The sequence below is a fragment of the Pseudoalteromonas luteoviolacea genome (assembly GCF_001696455.1).
Taxonomy (GTDB): Bacteria; Pseudomonadota; Gammaproteobacteria; order Enterobacterales; family Alteromonadaceae; genus Pseudoalteromonas; species Pseudoalteromonas luteoviolacea_C.
This window is the reverse complement of the sequence record NZ_MAUJ01000006.1, coordinates 296,739-315,439: the sequence shown is the minus strand read 5'-3', so window position 1 is coordinate 315,439 and position 18,701 is coordinate 296,739. Positions and strand designations below refer to the sequence as shown.

The following is an 18,701-nucleotide window of genomic DNA, read 5'->3' as shown; positions in this document are numbered from 1 at the left end:
CTCTACAAGGGGTTGCGATCCAGCTAAGCGGTCAGGATCTCTATGGTGAAGTGGTTGAGCTCAGCACGGTAACCGATGCCAAAGGGGCATTTCATTTCACGGAGCTGCGCGCTTCAAATCAAGCGGGTTATACGATCACGCAAGGGGCGACGAACTACCTTGAGGGTCAGGACTACCTAGGTGTAACGGCGGATCAATTTGGTTCTCAAAGTGAGATCCAAGTGCTGTTGAATGAGGAAGCAGTGGCAGCGCTTACGTTTACAGCGCAATTAAACTCAGGTGACAAATCAGTATCAGGCCGTGTGTTTGTAGACATCAACCAAGATGGTGATCTGAACGGTAATGACTTTGCACTGCAAGGGATTGCGATCCAGCTAAGTGGTCAGGATCTCTATGGTGAAATGGTTGAGCTCAGCACGGTAACCGATGCCAAAGGGGCATTTGATTTCACAGAGCTGCGCGCTTCAAATCAAGCGGGTTATACGATCACGCAAGGGGCGACGAACTACCTTGAGGGTCAGGACTACCTAGGTGTAAAGGCGGATCAATTTGGTTCTCAAAGTGAGATCCAAGTGCTGTTGAATGAGGAAGCAGTGGCAGCGCTTACGTTTACAGCGCAATTAAACTCAGGTGACAAATCAGTATCAGGCCGTGTGTTTGTGGACATCAACCAAGATGGCGACCTGAACGGCAATGACTTTGCTCTACAAGGGGTTGCGATCCAGCTAAGCGGTCAGGATCTCTATGGTGAAGTGGTTGAGCTCAGCACGGTAACCGATGCCAAAGGGGCATTTCATTTCACGGAGCTGCGCGCTTCAAATCAAGCGGGCTATACGATCACGCAAGGGGCAACGAACTACCTTGAAGGTCAGGATTACCTAGGTGCAACGGCGGATCAATTTGGTTCTCAAAGTGAGATCCAAGTGCTGTTGAATGAGGAAGCGGCGGCAGCGCTTACGTTTACAGCGCAATTAAATTCGGGTGACAAATCAGTGTCGGGTCGTGTGTTTGTAGACATCAACCAAGATGGCGACCTGAACGGCAATGACTTTGCACTGCAAGGGATTGCTATCCAGCTAAGTGGTCAGGATCTCTATGGTGAAGTGGTTGAGCTCAGCACGGTAACCGATGCCAAAGGGGCATTTCATTTCACAGAGCTGCGCGCTTCAAATCAAGCGGGCTATACGATCACGCAAGGGGCGACGAACTACCTTGAAGGTCAGGACTACCTAGGTGCAACGGCAGATCAATTTGGTTCTCAAAGTGAGCTCCAAGTTATTTTATCTAAAGACATGGTTAAAACAGAACTAGCTGTTTTTACCGAGCAGTTACATGCAGGGAGCGAAATCCAAGGGTTTGTTTATGCTGATAGTGATGCCAACGGCATTTGGTCTGTCGACGAAGTTGGGTTATCAGGAGTCACTATTACTCTGTCGGGTATGACTAAGTATGGCGATGATGTTCAATTAGAGACACTGACGAACGAACTAGGGGTATTTACTTTTACTAACTTGGTAGCAAGTAACGATGCTGGTTACCTAATTACTCAGCAGCAACCTGCTGGATTTAAAGATGGAGAAGAGTCTTTAAACGGTACAATTATCTCCAATAGCAATGATATGTTTACTGTCAATTTGGGTACCAATGAGCAAGTAATGGGGTATCACTTTGCCGAGTTATATCAAGGTCGTATCGCAGGTGCTGTTTTCGTTGATACCAATCACGATGGATTGATGTTGTCACATGATGAGCCGATCAATAACAGTGTGATTATTCTATCTGGGCGTAATTCAAATGGTCAGAAAATAGAACTAAGCGCAACAACAAATAGTGCGGGTCATTTCGAATTTACACAGCTCCCTAAAAGTGATGAACAAGGCTACACACTGACTCAGATACAACCAGAGTTATATGTTGACGGATATGAGTACCAAAGTGGCACTGTGATACCAGAATCAAATCAGTCTGATGAGATTTCAAACTTAGTTTTAGCACAAGGCGAGGAACTAGTCGCACAGCACTTTACCGAGGGGTTTGGTATTGCTGTCAGTGGTCGTGTATTCCTGGACCCTAATGATTCAGGCATTTACTCAGGTGTTGTGGAGAATGCGATAGTTGGCAATGAAATTATACTGACCGGTCGAGATCATCGCGGCAATTTAGTGGAGCGCAGTGTTCTAACTAATGAATTGGGGGTTTATCTATTTACTCAGTTACCACCATCTAATTCTGATGGTTATGTGGTATCTCAAAAGCAACAGCCTGACGCATACCTCGATGGACGAGAGTCAAATAGCGGGGTGGTTCTTGCAAATTCTAAAGGTTCTGACGCAATTGCTATTGGGGTTGTAAGTGAGCTTAAACAGTACGGCAATTTTGACTTTGCTGAATTACCAAAAGCATCCTTGCAGGGAACTGTTTGGGTTGACGCCGACGAAGATGGCACTTTAGAAAATGATGAAACATTGCGCGTGAGTGCTGTAGAAGTCTCGCTATCAGGTGTCACACTTGATGGTGAAATGATAGAGCGTACAGTGTTAACCAATGAACTCGGTGCTTTTGAGTTTGATGCTCTTTATCCTGGCACTTACCAAGTTCAGCAAACTCAGCCTTTAGCTTGGTTAGACGGTAAAGAGCAACTCGGTGACAGTGGCGGTACCGTTGGTGAAGATCTGTTTACAGGCATTGAAATAGCACTTGGTCAGCATGCCGCAGGTTACAACTTTGCGGAACGCGGCAGCGATTTAGCCGGTAGAGTTTATGTGGACTTAAATGATAACGGAACGCAAGACACCTATGAAATGGGTTTAAGCGCGGTCAAACTTTTGATTGAGGGCGCGGATTTAGACAATCAGCCTTTGAAACGAGAAGTCTTGACGGATGCTTATGGCCGCTATGAATTTGCTGACTTGCCTTTATCTGCAGAAAACGGTTTTACCATTACGGAGTTTCAACCAGAAAACACCCAAGATGGGCTGGATAGTGTGGGCAGTATTGGTGGTGTATTAGGTGACGATCAAATATCTCAGATCCACATTGAACGCCATGTCACCAAAGCACATTCGTATAATTTCGGTGAGCAGTTAATGGACCCTGCCAGCATATCAGGGTTGGTCTGGTTAGATAAAAATCACAATCGCGAGAAAGACGATAACAACGGTCAAAGTGGTTGGCTTGTTGAACTTCTTCCAGATCCAATGACTGGTGAAGGGAATCCACTGGATGCTGAAGCGCTTGCAACTGTTCAATCGGACGAAAATGGCGAGTACACCTTTCAAGGGCTGCCCGTAGGTACCTATGAAATTAGATTTAGGCACCCTAAAGGAGGCGTGATTTATGGGCTACCTGTTTCTGATGACCCAGATGCAAGTACGGAAAAAGGCACGATCTTAAACTTGCGAGTGAGCGCTGGCGAAAAAGTGCAAAACCAATCACTGCCAGTTGACCCTTCAGGTGTCATTTACGATTCAAAGCTTCGCCTGCCGATAACTGGCGCGAAAATAAAAATCACTGGCCCACAGGGTTTTGAACCTGAATTCCACCTTGTTGGTGGAGAGGCGAATGTTGAACAGACCACCAGCGATGACGGTTACTATCAGTTTTTACTGTTTGCACAAGCCCCAGCTGGTGTTTATGAATTGCAGGTTACTGCCCCCAATGGTTATAAACCGCAGGGCTCGGAGTTGCTTCCTGTATGTAACAACACACTGCGAGTAGGAGCTCGAGAGCTGCCAATAACAATATACGCAGAAGAAACGGTTCCAACACTCGAAACGCCAATACATGATGCTAATCAGTGTGCCGGACATTCTGATCAAGCACTGCAAGATATGCATACAACTCAGTATTATCAGCGTTTTTACATTGAGCCAAAACTGCCATCGGGCAATGTTGTTAATAACCATATTCCACTAGATGCCTTTGGAGATGATCTTGTTAGTGTCAGTAAACAAGCTCTGAAACAAGAGGTCGTGGTTGGTGAGTTAGTACCGTATCGGATTAAATTGACCAATCAATCAGAGCAAGCACTTGCACCATTGACCTTTGTTGACCAATTGCCTGCAGGCCTCAAATATGTTGCGGGCAGTGCCAAGGTAGATGGGTTGAAGCAAGAACCTGTGTTAAACGGTCGACAGTTGGGCTGGCATGGTAAATCGTTGCAGCCACAACAAACAGTGAATATAGAATTACTCGCGGTAGTGGGTAGTGGCGTAAGCGAAGGCAAGTACGTCAACCAGGCGTGGGTAGAGTTTGTTGGTGGGTTATATCAATTAGGAGCTGGCAATCGAATTTCTAATGTCGGCACAGCCGCGGTGCAAGTGGTACCTGATCCTATTTTCGATTGTAGTGACCTCACAGGCCAGGTCTTTGATGACAGCAACCGTAATGGGATACAAGATTCTGATGAACAAGGATTAGCGGCGGTACGTTTGGCAACGGCCCAAGGCCTTTGGATAACAACCGATCAATATGGCCGTTATCATTTAGCTTGTGCAGATATCCCACACTCAGTACGGGGCAGTAATTTTATCGTGAAGCTGGATGAGCGCAGTTTACCTTCTGGCTATCGTGTTATCACTGAAAATCCAAGAGTGGTACGTTTGACTCGAGGTAAATCACAGCAACTTGATTTTGCTACAAGTATTCACAGAGTGGCGAGAATTGAAGTAACCAAGCAGGTATTTAGCCACTCAGAGATTCAAGCTGCATATCAGCAACAAATACTGCAATTAATACAGGCGCTTGACCAAACTCCAACAATATTACGTGTTGCCTATCAGCTATCAGAGCAAGAGCAGTCGACAGCAGCCGAACAAAAACTTGAAATTTTAACTACTTGGCTTCAAGAGCAAGCAGCTCAGTACGCATTGCCAATTAATTTAGAAACGGAAATGATCCCATTTTATATACCAGCACTTCCTGCTAAAAAGCAGGTAGGAGTGAGCAGTGATTAACCGCTTCACTTTATCTCCTCTGACGATTTTATGTGGCCTAGCGAGTGCGACGCCGTTTGTAAGTTATGCGATGACGCCAACTCTATCAGAGGAGAGATCGAGTGTCTTAGATGCGCAGGTAAATACCGAAAAAGTACTTGTACAAAAGCACTTTGTATTTAGTGGACTGAGTGAGCCAAAAGCGAAACAAGTCACTGTGAGTCGTGAAGTAAAAGACAATAAGTCTGCTGAGTTTGTCAAAGATTCGGCAATCCGCTTTGTATCGGGTAAACATTACCTTACTGGTACTACAAAATTAGAGATGGATCGCATTGTTGGTGTATTGCGTGGCAAGCAAGACATTAGATTGCATTTTATTGGGCACGCAGATTCACAGCGCTTAAGTGCCAATGCGCGTAAGATTTATAAGACAAACCAAGGGTTGTCTGAGCATCGAGCCAAAATTGTAGCGGCATATTTCCGTGAACAGCTCGGACTGAACACTTCGAAAACGACGACTGAGGGGCGTTCTAACCTAGAGCCTATTGCCAGCAATGAGACACTTGAAGGTATGGCAAGAAACCGTCGTGTTGAGGTGATTGCGGTATATACTGAAACAAGAACGGTCTCAGAAGCACATGTTATTGCGCCACCTGTTCGTGACAATGTATGTAATCGCAAGATTACTAACAAAGGGCCGTTGAGCATCACTCTTGATGGTAAACCTTTTAGTCCAAAAGACGGTACTAACAATGCAGACTCTCAGCGTTGTGCCGATGTAAATCTCGCCGACTTTAACTTGCAGTTAAAGTATGACCCACTCAACGCGTTACCTAAACTCAACATTCAACACGCATTGACCAAGTCAGGTAACACCCTGATGTTAAACCTGAAGGGCTATAGTAACTATCACAGCTTTTTTGATTATGCTGAAGTGCAGGTTTTAGCGCCAAATAGTCAAAGGGTGTTGGCAAAAGTGGCCTTAGACGATGATTTATCTGGACGCTGGCGCCTGCCGAGTAACTTGCTGGGTATGAGTTTGAAATATCGACTAAGAGTCTATGATAAGCAGGGGCGGTTTGATGAAACGAGTCTTGTGCAAGCAGATTTTAGACCGCGATTTGCGATTGAGAAAGACAAACTGGAAGGTTATTTAATGGCTGGGTATGGGCAGTCTATGCTGGCCAAACAAAACATCAAACTAAAAGGTGGAACATTGACCTTGTATGGTCAACAGGTGCCCTTACATCATCGCGTTTATTTTTTGGGGCGAGTTGTTGCTGTAAATCGTGAGCGAAAGTTTGTCCACCAGCAAATCGTTGCAAGTGGATTTCATCGAGCTGAAGTCGCATTGTTAGATAGCCAAGGACAGGGTCACTTAATCCATCGTGATTTGGCCCTGCCACAAAGTGATTGGTTTTACGTTGCAATGGCAGATTTGACACTAGGTCAAAATAGTCATAATGGTCCAGTATCACTTTTGAATAGTGAGCATAACCGTGATGGTAACTTATTTGCTGAAGGCCGTTTAAGTGGTTATGTGACCGGGAAATGGCAAGATGAGTACCAAGTAACCGCGCGTATTGATACGCATGAACAACCACTCAATAAACTGCTCTCTGGGCTTCATGAGAAAGACCCCAAAAGTTTGTTCCGTCGTTTGGAAGAAGAGCAACATCCAACAGAGTATGGTGATGATTCTACTGTGACAGACGATGCGCCGAGTAACGGAAAAGTCTATCTGAAAGTAGAAAAGGCACAATCGCATATTTTATGGGGCAACTTTCATACTAGAATAAGCGACACTGAGCTGGCTCGAGTTGAGCGTGGTTTATATGGTCTGCAAGCTAAATATATTAGTGAGGCAGTGAATATAGACGGTGACGGTCAAACGCAGACTCAGGTTTTCGCTGCGCAAGCTAACACACTCGCTGCCTACGAATCTCATCGCTCGACGGGGGGATCGCTCTACTATCTACAACATCAAGATATTATTCAGGGCTCTGAGCAGGTAGCAATTGAAGTGCGAGATAAAGTGACAGGATTGGTGTTGGTCAGAAGACGTTTATCACCGGGGCAAGACTATGATATTGATGCGCTGCAAGGGCGAGTATTATTGAGTCGTCCTCTGTCATCCTTTGAGCAAGATGACTTACTTGTACGCACTGCCAGTTTAGACAGTAACCCCGTCTATTTGGTTGCCCAATATGAATACACACCCGGTATCGATGAGTTAGATAACCTGACCTATGGTGCAAGATTAAGCCATTGGCTCAATGATAAGCTCCAATTAGGGGCGACCTTCAGTCATCAAGAACAAGCCGTGTTCGATGATACGTTAGCAGCACTCGATGCGACATATCGTGCGAGCGACAGCGCTTACGTAAAAGTGGAATTAGCACAAACTGAAGGTATCACGGATATTCAAAGCTCTTTTAATGGTGGCATCAACTTTGAGCCACAGCAATCCGCTGAACGCGGGGTAAAGGCCAATGCGAAGCGTATTGAAAGTGCATTTGAACTTTCTGACATTGGCTTCAATGAACAGGGACGAGGGCAGTTTTATTGGCAACAAGCTGCTATGGGGTTTAATTCAACAGGCCAAGTAAGTCCTGTTGATACCGAAGCATTTGGTACTTTTTGGGAGTGGCAAATCAATGAAAGCCATGCACTAAATTTAAAAGTCGATATACAAGATGCGCAAACCCAGCAGCGCCGACAGGCTGCTGAAGTTGGCTATATCTATCAGTTAAATCGCGATTGGAAGGCGAGTGTGGGTGTTCGTCATGAAGACAAGAAACGCTCAAAAAACGCGACAGAGATTACAAATACTCCTCAGAGGGACGAAGGTGGTCGCACGGACGTTGTGATGCAAATTGACTTTAGCGGCTCCGAATATTGGCAACCTTATGCTTTTGTACAAGGCTCAGTGGAGCGCGCGCATGCGCGTGCGGCAAACAATCGAGTGGGTTTAGGTGTGGAAGCTCAAATTATTGATAAATTTGAACTTAATACAGAGCTCTCTGATGGAAACTTGGGTGAAGCAGGTAAACTGGGTGCCACTTGGCACTATCAAGACGCCAGTAATCTATATCTCGAGTATCGAGTTGATCCCGATGGAGGTGATATATTTTCCAATGGGAGGAAAAAGAACTGGGTGACAGGCTCCAGACATCGATTTAACTCGGCAACGAGTGTCTATGCTGAGCAAATCTGGCAGCAAGACACAAGACAAACAGGGCTGACGCATGCCTATGGTGTTGAGCATCGTTTTCTTGCAGGTTGGCAGGCTGGTTTTGGGTTAGAGCAAGGGAAGTTAGAGCAGGGAGAAGACCTCATTGAGCGAGACGCCACAACCTTTTCGGTTGGATTTCAGAATGAGACTTGGCAATGGCGCGGCGCTTTAGAATATAGAGAAGATGAAAATAGCACCGAAACTCGTACATCTTGGCTTACTAGACAAAATATCCAAGCCAAAATCAGTACCGATTGGCGTGCACAACTGAGGCTAGATTGGGCCCAAAGTGATAGTTCTTTAGCTGATAGTCAGTCACGAGGCGCGTTAAACAGTGATTTTACTGAGGCGCAGTTTGGCTTCGCATACAGGCCAATTGCCGCGAGCCCATGGTTCGGTCTAGCAAGCTTTACTTACCTAGAGGATTTAGCACCAGCTTCTCAACTTAGCGGAGCTGGTTTAGACAATACACCACAACAGCGCAGTAAAGTGTGGATGCTGGATGTGGATTACCAGCTTACTGAGCGCTGGAAGCTGGGGGGTAAGCTGGCGCAACGAGTCGGTGAGATCCGAATGGGTCGGGACACAGGAGAGTGGGTGAATTCAGCAGCGACCCTTCATGTGTTGCGCGCCGACTATCACATGATACACAACTGGGATGCCACCATTGAATGGCGAAATTTATCAGTGGATCTGGCACAAGATAACCGTTCTGGCGCGCTTTTGGCGATTCATCGTCATGTCGGGGAGCATATGAAGCTAGGAGTAGGCTATAACTTCACGAGCTTCTCAGATGATTTGACGGATTTAGACTATGACTCTAAAGGTTGGTTTTTGAACTTGGTTGGCAAGTTTTAAGTGCAGCGGGAAAGGACCTCCTCTGAGCTCTGGGTGACAAAATTCAGTGTTACCTGCTGCCTTTTATAAGCTTTTAATCTTAAAAATGGCGCTTTATGGGGTTAGGTCATTATGCTGTTTTGCGTTAGAATAAAGCTATAACTCCTTTACACAGATAATGCATGCCAAAGCAGGATCCCTATCTCTCAAGAGAACAAGAAAAATACGACAATCCGGTACCTAGCCGTGAGTACATACTAGAACACATCAAAGCCAGCACCAAAAAGACCAGCTTTAGTCAGTTGTGTCAGGCACTTAATGTGTTTGATGAAGAGCGGCAGGTGGCCTTCAAAAGGCGATTACGTGCGATGGAGCGTGATGGTCAATTGCACTTTAATAAGTTTAAGTGCTATGTCATTCCTTGTGATGACGGTCTTGTCAAAGGCAAAGTGATTGGACACCGTGATGGCTTTGGCTTTTTAGAAGTGGAAGGTGAGAAAAAAGATTGGTTCATCACACGCCATCAAATGGACAAAGTACTTCATGGCGATCTAGTGCTTGCTAAAGCGGCGAGTCGCGGCTCTGGCGGCAAGGTTGAGGCACGCATTGTTAGAGTTTTAGAAGGTGAACGTGCCCCGATAATTGGGCGCTACTTTGTCGAGCATGGCATGGCGGTTGTGGTACCTGAAGACCCGCGTATATCTCAAGATATCGTTATATTGCCGGGCAGTGAAAAGGGTGCGCGTCATAATCAAATGGTTCAAGTTCAAATTACCCAGCGTCCAAGCAAACAAATGAATGCGGTGGGTAAAGTCACGGATGTGATTGGCGACCATATGGCGCCAGGCATGGAAATCGAGGTGGCGCTGAGAAACCATGATATTCCCCATATCTGGCCACAAGCTGTAGAAGAGCAAGTCAGTAAACACGGAGAACACGTGTGTGAGCGTGATAAACAGGGGCGTATTGATCTACGAAACCTGCCGCTACTGACGATTGATGGTGAAGATGCCCGTGATTTTGATGATGCGGTTTACTGTGAGCGAAAACGCGCTGGGGGTTGGCGTCTGTGGGTTGCGATTGCGGATGTATCTCACTATGTGGAGAAAAATAGCCCACTTGATCAAGAAGCAATTGAGCGTGGCAACTCAGTGTACTTTCCTGAGCAAGTGGTCCCTATGTTACCTAAAGTCCTTTCAAATGGGCTGTGCTCATTAAATCCAAAGGTAGATAGACTCTGTATGGTGGCAGAGATGACGGTATCTGAGGCAGGTCGTTTATCTGGTTATCGCTTTTACGAAGCCGTCATGAATTCACATGCACGGATGACTTACACCAAAGTGCATCAGATTTTGCAAGGCGACGAAAAGCTTCGCAGCGAATACGCTGAAGTGGTACCGCATCTGAGCGAGTTACACAATATGTACATGGCACTGAAATCAGCCCGTCAAGTACGTGGAGCCATTGAGTTTGAAACGCTGGAAACGCGATTTGTCTTCAATGCGTATCGTAAAATAGAGTCTATCGTCCCTGTGGTGCGCAATGATGCGCATAAGCTGATCGAAGAATGTATGATTTTAGCCAATGTGTCAGCAGCAAGGTTGTTAGAAAAACATGAAGCAAGCAGCTTGTATCGTGTTCATGATGAACCAGATCCTGAAAAACTGAGCCACTTCAGACAGTTTTTACAAGATCTAGGAATTGAGAGCATAATCGGTCATGAGCCGACTCCACTGGAACTTACCGAAGCATTAAATGCATTGGGCGAACGTCCAGAAACCGAGCTGATCCAAACCATGTTATTACGCTCAATGAAGCAGGCGGTCTATCAACCAGATAATATTGGCCACTATGGATTGGCATTAAAAGCGTATGCTCACTTTACCTCACCAATTAGACGTTACCCAGATCTAGTGGTACATCGTGCAATTAAGGGGATTTTGGCCGAACAAGGGCAGCAAGTTTCTGGTGCGTATGTCTATTCTGACGATGAAGCCGATCAATTGGGTGAACAATGCTCTATGACAGAACGTCGTGCCGATGATGCTACCCGTGAAGTCGCAGATTGGCTTAAATGCGAGTTTATGCAAGATCATGTCGGTAATGAATTCTCTGGTGTGATTTCATCGGTGACTAATTTTGGGCTATTTGTTCGTCTAGATGAATTGCAGATTGATGGTCTGATCCATGTCAGTAATTTAGGTCATGAGTACTTCCATTTTGATGGCGCAAAACATTGCTTGGTGGGTGAGCACAGTAAAACGGTCTACCGTCTGGGGGATAAGCTCAGTGTTGTGGTGGCGTCGGTGAGTTTGGATGAAAGACGTATTAACTTGGCTTTAGCAGACGAAGCAGAGCCAGATCGATATGCACGTAGACGTAAAAAACATAAATCGGAAAAAGCCGCCAGTAGCAGCGTACGAGCTCAGTTAAAGGCGGGAAAGATACCGAATGAGAAGCCCGCAAAATCGGAAGAAAAAGCGGACAAAGACAGTAAAAAAGCGAAAAAGCGTAAAAAGACCACACCAAAAGGTGTGTTGAAAAAGAGTAAAAAAGCGAGCGCCTCAGGTACGAAAAAAGTGACGAAAAAGAGTGTAGGTAAAAAGTCTACTAAAGCGAAACGACCTGGGAAAAACGCCCGTAAGCGACAAAAGAACAGTGCTGGAGCATAATTTTGAGTAATGAATTAATTTTTGGTTTTCATTCTATCGAAGCTATTTTGGCAAAAGAGCCAGAGCGATTTTTAGAGATCTACGCCCTTAAAGGACGAGATGACAAGCGCTTAAGTGCGGTCGTCAACGAGGCTCGTAAGTTTGGTATTTCTGTACAATTTATGCAGAGAAAAGCGCTCGACAATAAGGCTAAAGGTGAACAGCATCAAGGAATTATTGCCAATGTTAAAGCTCCAAAAGCGCTCAATGAGAATGATTTAAAGGCCATTATTGACGCAAACAATGCGCCATTTTTCTTAGTGTTAGATGGTGTAACTGACCCGCATAATTTGGGTGCATGCTTACGCAGTGCAGATGCTGCAGGTGTACATGCTGTGATTGTACCTAAGGACAAGTCAGCCAAGCTTAATGGCACAGCGCGTAAAGTTGCGTGTGGTGCAGCAGAGACAGTGCCGCTTATTCAAGTAACTAATCTAGCGAGAACGCTACGTGAAATCAAAGACGCAGGTGTTTGGGTTGTCGGTACTGCTGGTGAGACCGACAATGAGATCTTTACGTCTGATTTGAAAGGGCCAGTTGCTATTGTTATGGGTGCTGAAGGAGATGGAATGCGCAGGTTAACCCGGGAGCATTGTGATTTATTGGTGAAAATCCCAATGGTTGGCACGGTATCTAGCTTGAATGTATCAGTGGCAACAGGTGTTTGTTTATTTGAAGTGTTACGTCAACGTAGCCTATAAACGCTTAGCACTACAGACTCTAGCTAAGTAAGAGAGTCTGTAGTGCATTCAGTGAATTGACTTGATAAGTCGGTTTTATATCTTCCGGACACACTTGTCCTTCGTGCTGTAACCAGCAACTATCTATACCAAACCGATTAGCGCCTAAAATATCGCTTTTTGGCGTGTCACCGACCATTAGTACCTGATTTTTATTTGGGTTACCTAGTAGCTCAAAAGTATGCTCAAATACTTGCGGGTCTGGTTTAGCCACGCCGACTTGTTCTGAGATCACCACTTGATCAAAGAAATGACTAAAGCCTGTCTTGTTCAATCGTTTTTGTTGCAGCGCACTAAAACCATTCGTAATGATGCTCATGGAAGTATTTGGATTTAATGCTTTTAACAGAGACTCAGCACCCGGAAGTGGTGTGCAGATCTGCGCCATTGAATTTAAAAAGCCGAGATTGAGGATTTCAGGTGAAACTGAGAGTCTATTCCCCCAATCGGTAAAACGTGTTACCTGTAAAGTCTGCGCGTCAATTTTCCCCTCTTGATACTGAAGCCATAGAGGCGCATTTACTTTCTGGTATTCATCGAAATCCACGCGGCTAAATTCAACGTCATATTCAGCAAAGAGTGTTTTAAGGCCCATGTAAGCGTCGAAATGAAAGAGTGTTTCATCTGCATCAAATAAAATGTGTGTGTATTTCATGATTTATATAATTCTTGATGTATAAAAGGGGCCATTGCAAGTGTCAGTGCCTGCGTATATGAACTTTCTCGCGTTGCTAAATTATTGGTTAATAAACCAATAGCTCCGCCTTTCTGTTTAATGTTGGTGGTGTTAAAGACTCGGTCCATGACATGGCCTAACTCTTCACCTTGCTCAAGTGCATCATAGATCGTATTTGGCAGTGGAAGATTGCAACTGCGTCCTACTATAGACTGTTGATGGTTCGCAATGACGACGAATGCAAATGTGGCAGCACCATAATCAAATCTAGCAGCCCCTCCCTCCATGGCGCAGTAATAGTCTGCGCTGTGGTTGGCTTTGAGATACATCACTCGATTTTCAGCCCCTGCCAGTGTATCAGCTTCGCCTAAGGGCTGATCTGCCACGCCACTTGGTGCGTGCAATCCCTCACACTGTATTTCGTTATCAGGGAAATAACGTTGAAATATGGTTTTAGCAGCGTTTATTTTTACTGGGTTTTTTGAACCTACAAGCACCTTAATCATAGCGTCTTCTTATTTTTTCATTTAGTCGCTAGTGTACTGGCCTCAGTAATGATCACGCAAATTAAATTGGCAAATCGGTGGGGGCTAAATTCTCATAGGCGCGCTTTTTAATAAGCAAATCTTTTATTAGCGGTGTTAATACTAACTCCATTGCTAAGCCCATTTTTCCACCTGGAACCACAAGAGTATTAACCCTAGACATAAAGCTCCCTTCAATCATTTGCAAATAATAAGGAAAATCCACATCATCGATGCCTCTAAAGCGAATTACTACGAAGCTTTCATCCAATGATGGAATGTCTTTAGCGCTAAACGGGTTTGAAGTATCAACGGTTGGCACTCGCTGAAAATTGATATGGGTGCGAGAAAACTGTGGGGTAATATGATTGATGTAATCATCCATACTCCGGACGATAGATGTCATCACTGCTTCTCTTGAGTGTCCTCTTTCATGAGTATCGCGGATCAATTTTTGAATCCACTCTAAGTTGATGATGGGCACCATGCCAATTAGCAGATCAACATGCTTGGCAACATTATGCGCTTCTGACACAACACCACCATGTAAGCCCTCATAGAAAAGCATGTCTGTGTTTTGCTCTAGATCTTGAAACGGTGTGAAGGTTCCTGGTAATTGGTTATAAGGAACAGCATCGTCAAAAGTATGTAAGTACTTACGTATGCGTCCATTTCCAGTTTGCCCATAACTTGAGAATAACTCTTCTAAGGCCTCAAAATCATTGGCTTGCTGCCCAAAATAGCTCAGGTGTTTGCCTTCTTGCAGCGCTTCTCGTTTTAACTTGTCCATTTCTGGGCGGGTATAACGATGAAAGCTATCCCCTTCTACAAACGCGGCTTTTGCATCAAGGCTTCGAAATATGTGTTTTATCGCATTAGTTGTGGTGGTTGTGCCCGCGCCAGAACTTCCTGTAATCGCTATTATTGGGTGTTGTTGTGACATCGAAACCTCAAAATTTATCAAAAATGGTTGTACTTTAGGTAGTTACATACATTCTCTAAATACACATCCGGATGCATGAGAGAAGTGTGGACCTCAATTACCACACTGCCATCGTATTTTGATGTTACTGGAAGAGGAGAAATTCGCAAGCGCTTTGCAACGGCTCTTTATTTGCATTGGCGAAAGATAATCACAATTTATTGGAATTATTATTTGGCCTATGTAAGATCAAAAATAAAAAGGACGCTCCAATGATAAAAAATGTTCTCAAAGCGCTGAGCGCTTTTTGTTTTATGACTGTGCTAGGTGTACACGCATCAATGCCAAAGAGCCAAATTTGGATAGCTAAGGAATCTAAAGCTGGGTTTGTTGTAAAGCCTATAACGGGCTCAGATGCTTATCATAATCAACCATTGCTTACCCGCCAAGGGTTGTTTTATACCAAAGAGTTGAAATCTGAATCTGGGGCACAGACCGATCTATTCTTTTATAACTTTGCAAATGACAAGCACTCTAATATAACGAACACACCCGTATCAGAATATTCACCTACAATTTACCCTCACGATGATGGGGTCTCTGCAATTGTGGTTGAGCCGTCGGGGGAACAGAAGCTCTGGTTTTATCCAAATGATAAAAGTGTTCAACCCTCACGTATTTTCGACCACATTGAACCCGTTGGTTACCACGTCTGGGGGAAAAATAGAGATGTGATGATGTTTATTCTTGGCACGCCCCATACTCTTCAGTTTACAGATATAAATGGACACCTGCCTAAACTCATTGCAAAAGATATTGGTCGAAGTCTTGCGTACAACCGCACAGCTGACGTTTATAGTTTTACTTATACAGAAAACAATACGCATTGGTTTGCAACCTATTCAGAGCAATTACAATCGGTAAAGAAACACTTCGTCTTACCATCAAAAGTTAGGGATTATACTTGGCTTGACGATGAAACCATCGCTTATGCTGTCGGAAATCGAGTCTTTACGCGAAATTTTTCCGCCCCAAAAAATGTCGTTTTATGGAAAGATCTTAAAGACTATTGTTCAGCAAATATCACGCGATTAAGTTATAATTACAAAGCTCTGGCTTTTGTTTGTAGCGAGTGATAGTTTACGTAGCCTTTAGAGAAGCTAGTTAAATAGTAGTTAACTTAAATTATTGATATAGGTAATAAAATATGGTTGTTTTGGTAACTGGCGGTGCAGGTTATATTGGGTCACACACCGTTGTTGAGCTTTTAATGCAAGGGGATGAAGTCATCATTATTGATAACTTGGCTAACTCTTCGCAAGCTGCATTAGAAAGAGTGTCCAAGATAACGGGGAAACAAGTAACGTTTTACCAAGGAGATATTCTAGACAGAGAATTTGTTGATTCTGTCTTTGCAAAACATCCTATCGAGCAAGTTATTCACTTTGCAGGATTGAAAGCGGTCGGAGAGTCAGTTATTAAGCCGATTGCGTACTATCAAAACAATGTGCAAGGGACGCTTACGCTATTGGATGCAATGCGTGCTGCAAACGTTTTTAAAATTGTATTTAGCTCATCAGCAACTGTTTATGGTGATCCTGCTAGTTTACCTATTCGAGAAGACTTTCCTACTGGCGCAACAACAAACCCTTATGGCACCTCTAAATTGATGGTGGAGTTGATTCTGAAGGATTTAGCGCAATCTGATCCCCGTTGGTCCATCGCGATATTACGTTATTTTAATCCTGTAGGCGCACATATTTCAGGGTTGATTGGAGAGGATCCCAATGGTATCCCAAATAACTTATTGCCTTATATTACGCAAGTTGCTGTGGGTAAATTGGCGAGCTTAGGTGTGTTTGGCAATGACTATAATACACCCGACGGTACTGGTGTGCGTGATTATATTCATGTTGTGGATTTGGCACTAGGACATTTGAAAGCGATGGTAAAAATAGCTAAGGATGAGGGTGTACACATTTATAACTTAGGCACAGGCAATGGGTACTCCGTATTGGAGATGGTCAAGGCCTTTGAAGAAGCCTCAAAAACCCCTGTGCCATTTCAGATTAAACCTCGAAGAGAAGGGGATATTGCAGCTTGTTATGCGGACCCTGAAAAAGCCCAACAAGAGCTAGGTTGGAAAGCGGTAAGAGGTATTAATGAAATGATGGCTGACTCTTGGAATTGGCAGAAAAACAATCCGCAGGGCTATGAAGAGGTATAGCGTGTGAAGTCTTAATTTGGGGCACAGCCAACTCGGGGCGCTGGTGGAATTACATCACTATCGAGGAGGCTGTGATACTATTTCAGCATTTATAATGCTTGAAGTGGTGCATGCCTTTTGTTGCAAAAGATTTATTTATAAGCGGTGTAAATCGTGAGTTCTTCTTGCCAATAATTATTCATTATTATATTAAATCACAATAATACCCCTTCCTACTTTTCAGTTATTCACTTATCATGATTCTGTCTATTTCAAATACAATCTGGATTGTACTCTGTGGTAATGTAAGTTAACATTGGTGCAACAATTTTTGCTATAGACTATTAAAAAATTCATAAGGATAGGTTATATGTTATTGAAAAAAACTAAGTTTATGCAAATATTTGGAAGTCGTAACACCTCAATAATTGGAAACATGGTTTCCTCTGTGGGTGTAGAAAATCAAAAACGCAATGATCAAAAAAAGAACTTCCGTGGTCTTTCGAATTGTCAAATAATGATGGTTGAAGGGGGGATTGCTATTGGTGGAGGAGCAGAGCCTCCTATGGCCATCCAATGCCAAAAATAAACTTATAAAGCATTTAAAACTAGATCGCGCTGAAGGAACAACATGAATGAATTGTTAATAGTAATGAACTGGGGAGTTATAGGCCTGGAGGTATTTGTATTTGCCTTCTTGGTCGCTAAGTTCTGGACTTTGAAATTTAATTTGTTTTTTGGGGGGAAAGATAGCCTTAAAACAATTGATGACCACGAACTTCATTCATGTTTTTTAACCGCTCTTTGTGTACTGAGCTGGCACTTTATTAGTGCAGGTTTAACAGAAATGTTATTGTCTCTTGAGCTAGAGAAAATGAAATTGAGGCGGCTGTTTTACTGCGTTCAAATTGCAAACTGTGCTGCATTTGCCGTGGTTCTTTATTTGTTGCATAGCATTCGTCACTGCTCCTTTTCAAGAACGGCAATATATAGCATGTACATTACGGTGACCTTAATGACGGTTTGTTTAATCCAAATGGTTGCAAGGGGCTATTTTGACTATAACGGATTGCAGCCTTTATATGGCGCTATAGCGGTAGTATGTAACTTACTCGTATTAATCGTTGTTGCTAAGTATCCACTGAGTCAAGTCGTGAGCTTTAAAAAAAGTGATAAAACTTAGAAATATTAAATGTATAGCACTTATGTGTACGCGCTCTTGAAGGGAACACACCTTGTTAAGGTCTATACCTTAAAAGCGTCTGAACTGACATTGTAAGTCAATCACCATACTACGACGCTTTATAAGAAACTGATATAAAAGCTTTGCTTCTCATGCCTCGTTTCGAACCAGCAAATTAGTTCTGCTTTATCTTACGGCGCCTTCCCCCTATTTCCACTCCCTTACTTTGAGTCTTTTACTGAACGTTTAGCTTTCCTTGTGTATAATCTTGCTATTAATTTTTGCACGAACATGATTGGTATCGCGAATCTTTCCGTTTGCGGTTTTAGCTTTTGTATAGCGTTAAAAGTAATTACTTTTAGGGTTCCTGATTCAATACTTGTCCAATTCGTTTGGTACCTGTATAGAGGCGCTATATCGAAAAAGCTGCAAAATAAGTGAAGTTATGGCGAAATAATGAGTGCAGAAAACACAGATAAATCAGGCGCTAGCCTACTAAAAACAGGCGGTTCGGCGTTGCGTCGCTTCTCCGTTGCACCGATGCTAGATTGGACGTACTTCTAGTAAAATAGGGGTTTTCAAGTCATTGAGGGTGACTAAATAAGTTGGGGGTGACCGAAGACTTATTGCCCGCTAGAAATTACAATTTATATTATTCAATTACTCACTATAATCATACCTAGTTACAGCTTCAAACCCTTACCAACATAAATTATTATTAGTGTGCTCGTTT

Annotated in this window: 11 protein-coding genes; 8 read left to right on the top strand and 3 right to left on the bottom strand. The window is 43.8% G+C overall.

Annotation, left to right across the window (positions count from 1 at the left end; all coding sequences use genetic code 11):
- The 4 genes from A7985_RS18050 to rlmB all read left to right on the top strand — a co-directional run.
- The coding region (locus A7985_RS18050) for an SdrD B-like domain-containing protein (protein ID WP_218061300.1) at window positions 1-4,955 on the top strand (4,955 nt) is incomplete at its 5' end.
- Window positions 4,948-9,027, top strand: a complete 4,080-nt coding sequence (locus tag A7985_RS18045; protein ID WP_065791796.1) for an OmpA family protein — start codon at window positions 4,948-4,950, stop codon at window positions 9,025-9,027. The genes A7985_RS18050 and A7985_RS18045, both read left to right, overlap by 8 nt.
- A 161-nt stretch (window positions 9,028-9,188) precedes the next feature.
- The gene (gene rnr / locus A7985_RS18040; protein ID WP_065791795.1) at window positions 9,189-11,678 is read left to right on the top strand and encodes a ribonuclease R; all 2,490 of its coding nucleotides are present in this window, start codon (window positions 9,189-9,191) and stop codon (window positions 11,676-11,678) included.
- 2 nt (window positions 11,679-11,680) lie between these two features.
- Window positions 11,681-12,418 (top strand): 23S rRNA (guanosine(2251)-2'-O)-methyltransferase RlmB, encoded by a 738-nt coding sequence (gene rlmB / locus A7985_RS18035; RefSeq protein ID WP_065791794.1) that lies wholly within the window; start codon window positions 11,681-11,683, stop codon window positions 12,416-12,418.
- Between the two features lie 19 nt (window positions 12,419-12,437).
- Here the strand turns inward: rlmB and yjjG are convergent, their stop codons facing one another.
- The 3 genes from yjjG to A7985_RS18020 form a co-directional block, all read right to left on the bottom strand.
- Window positions 12,438-13,112, bottom strand: coding sequence for a pyrimidine 5'-nucleotidase (yjjG, locus tag A7985_RS18030; protein ID WP_065791793.1), 675 nt, complete (start codon window positions 13,110-13,112; stop codon window positions 12,438-12,440).
- Window positions 13,109-13,639: an inosine/xanthosine triphosphatase gene (yjjX, locus tag A7985_RS18025; RefSeq protein WP_065791792.1), complete on the bottom strand. Its 531-nt coding sequence runs from the start codon at window positions 13,637-13,639 to the stop codon at window positions 13,109-13,111. The genes yjjG and yjjX overlap by 4 nt, the downstream gene beginning before the upstream one ends.
- Before the next feature lie 61 nt (window positions 13,640-13,700).
- On the bottom strand, window positions 13,701-14,600 hold the full coding sequence (locus tag A7985_RS18020) for a phosphoribulokinase (protein ID WP_065791791.1): 900 nt from the start codon (window positions 14,598-14,600) through the stop codon (window positions 13,701-13,703).
- Window positions 14,601-14,851: 251 nt separating this feature from the next.
- On the opposite strand from A7985_RS18020, the gene A7985_RS18015 reads away from it, so the two are divergent.
- From A7985_RS18015 to A7985_RS18000, 4 genes are all read left to right on the top strand, one after another.
- Window positions 14,852-15,715, top strand: coding sequence for a hypothetical protein (locus A7985_RS18015; protein ID WP_065791790.1), 864 nt, complete (start codon window positions 14,852-14,854; stop codon window positions 15,713-15,715).
- A 71-nt stretch (window positions 15,716-15,786) separates the two neighbouring features.
- Window positions 15,787-16,806, top strand: coding sequence for a UDP-glucose 4-epimerase GalE (gene galE / locus A7985_RS18010; RefSeq protein WP_065791789.1), 1,020 nt, complete (start codon window positions 15,787-15,789; stop codon window positions 16,804-16,806).
- 349 nt (window positions 16,807-17,155) lie between these two features.
- Entirely contained in the window at window positions 17,156-17,374 is a 219-nt protein-coding gene (locus A7985_RS18005; RefSeq protein ID WP_065791788.1) for a hypothetical protein, read from the top strand.
- A 42-nt stretch (window positions 17,375-17,416) separates the two neighbouring features.
- Window positions 17,417-17,968, top strand: coding sequence for a hypothetical protein (locus tag A7985_RS18000; RefSeq protein WP_065791787.1), 552 nt, complete (start codon window positions 17,417-17,419; stop codon window positions 17,966-17,968).
- The last annotated feature ends 733 nt before the right edge of the window (window positions 17,969-18,701 follow it).

Excerpts from the sequence above, each read along its gene's own strand:
- rnr (WP_065791795.1), top strand. The coding sequence starts at position 9,189 with ATGCCAAAGCAGGATCCCTATCTCTCAAGAGAACAAGAAAAATACGAC.
- yjjG (WP_065791793.1), bottom strand. The coding sequence starts at position 13,112 with ATGAAATACACACACATTTTATTTGATGCAGATGAAACACTCTTTCAT.
- yjjX (WP_065791792.1), bottom strand. The coding sequence starts at position 13,639 with ATGATTAAGGTGCTTGTAGGTTCAAAAAACCCAGTAAAAATAAACGCT.
- A7985_RS18020 (WP_065791791.1), bottom strand. The coding sequence starts at position 14,600 with ATGTCACAACAACACCCAATAATAGCGATTACAGGAAGTTCTGGCGCG.
- A7985_RS18015 (WP_065791790.1), top strand. The coding sequence starts at position 14,852 with ATGATAAAAAATGTTCTCAAAGCGCTGAGCGCTTTTTGTTTTATGACT.
- galE (WP_065791789.1), top strand. The coding sequence starts at position 15,787 with ATGGTTGTTTTGGTAACTGGCGGTGCAGGTTATATTGGGTCACACACC.
- A7985_RS18005 (WP_065791788.1), top strand. The coding sequence starts at position 17,156 with ATGTTATTGAAAAAAACTAAGTTTATGCAAATATTTGGAAGTCGTAAC.
- A7985_RS18000 (WP_065791787.1), top strand. The coding sequence starts at position 17,417 with ATGAATGAATTGTTAATAGTAATGAACTGGGGAGTTATAGGCCTGGAG.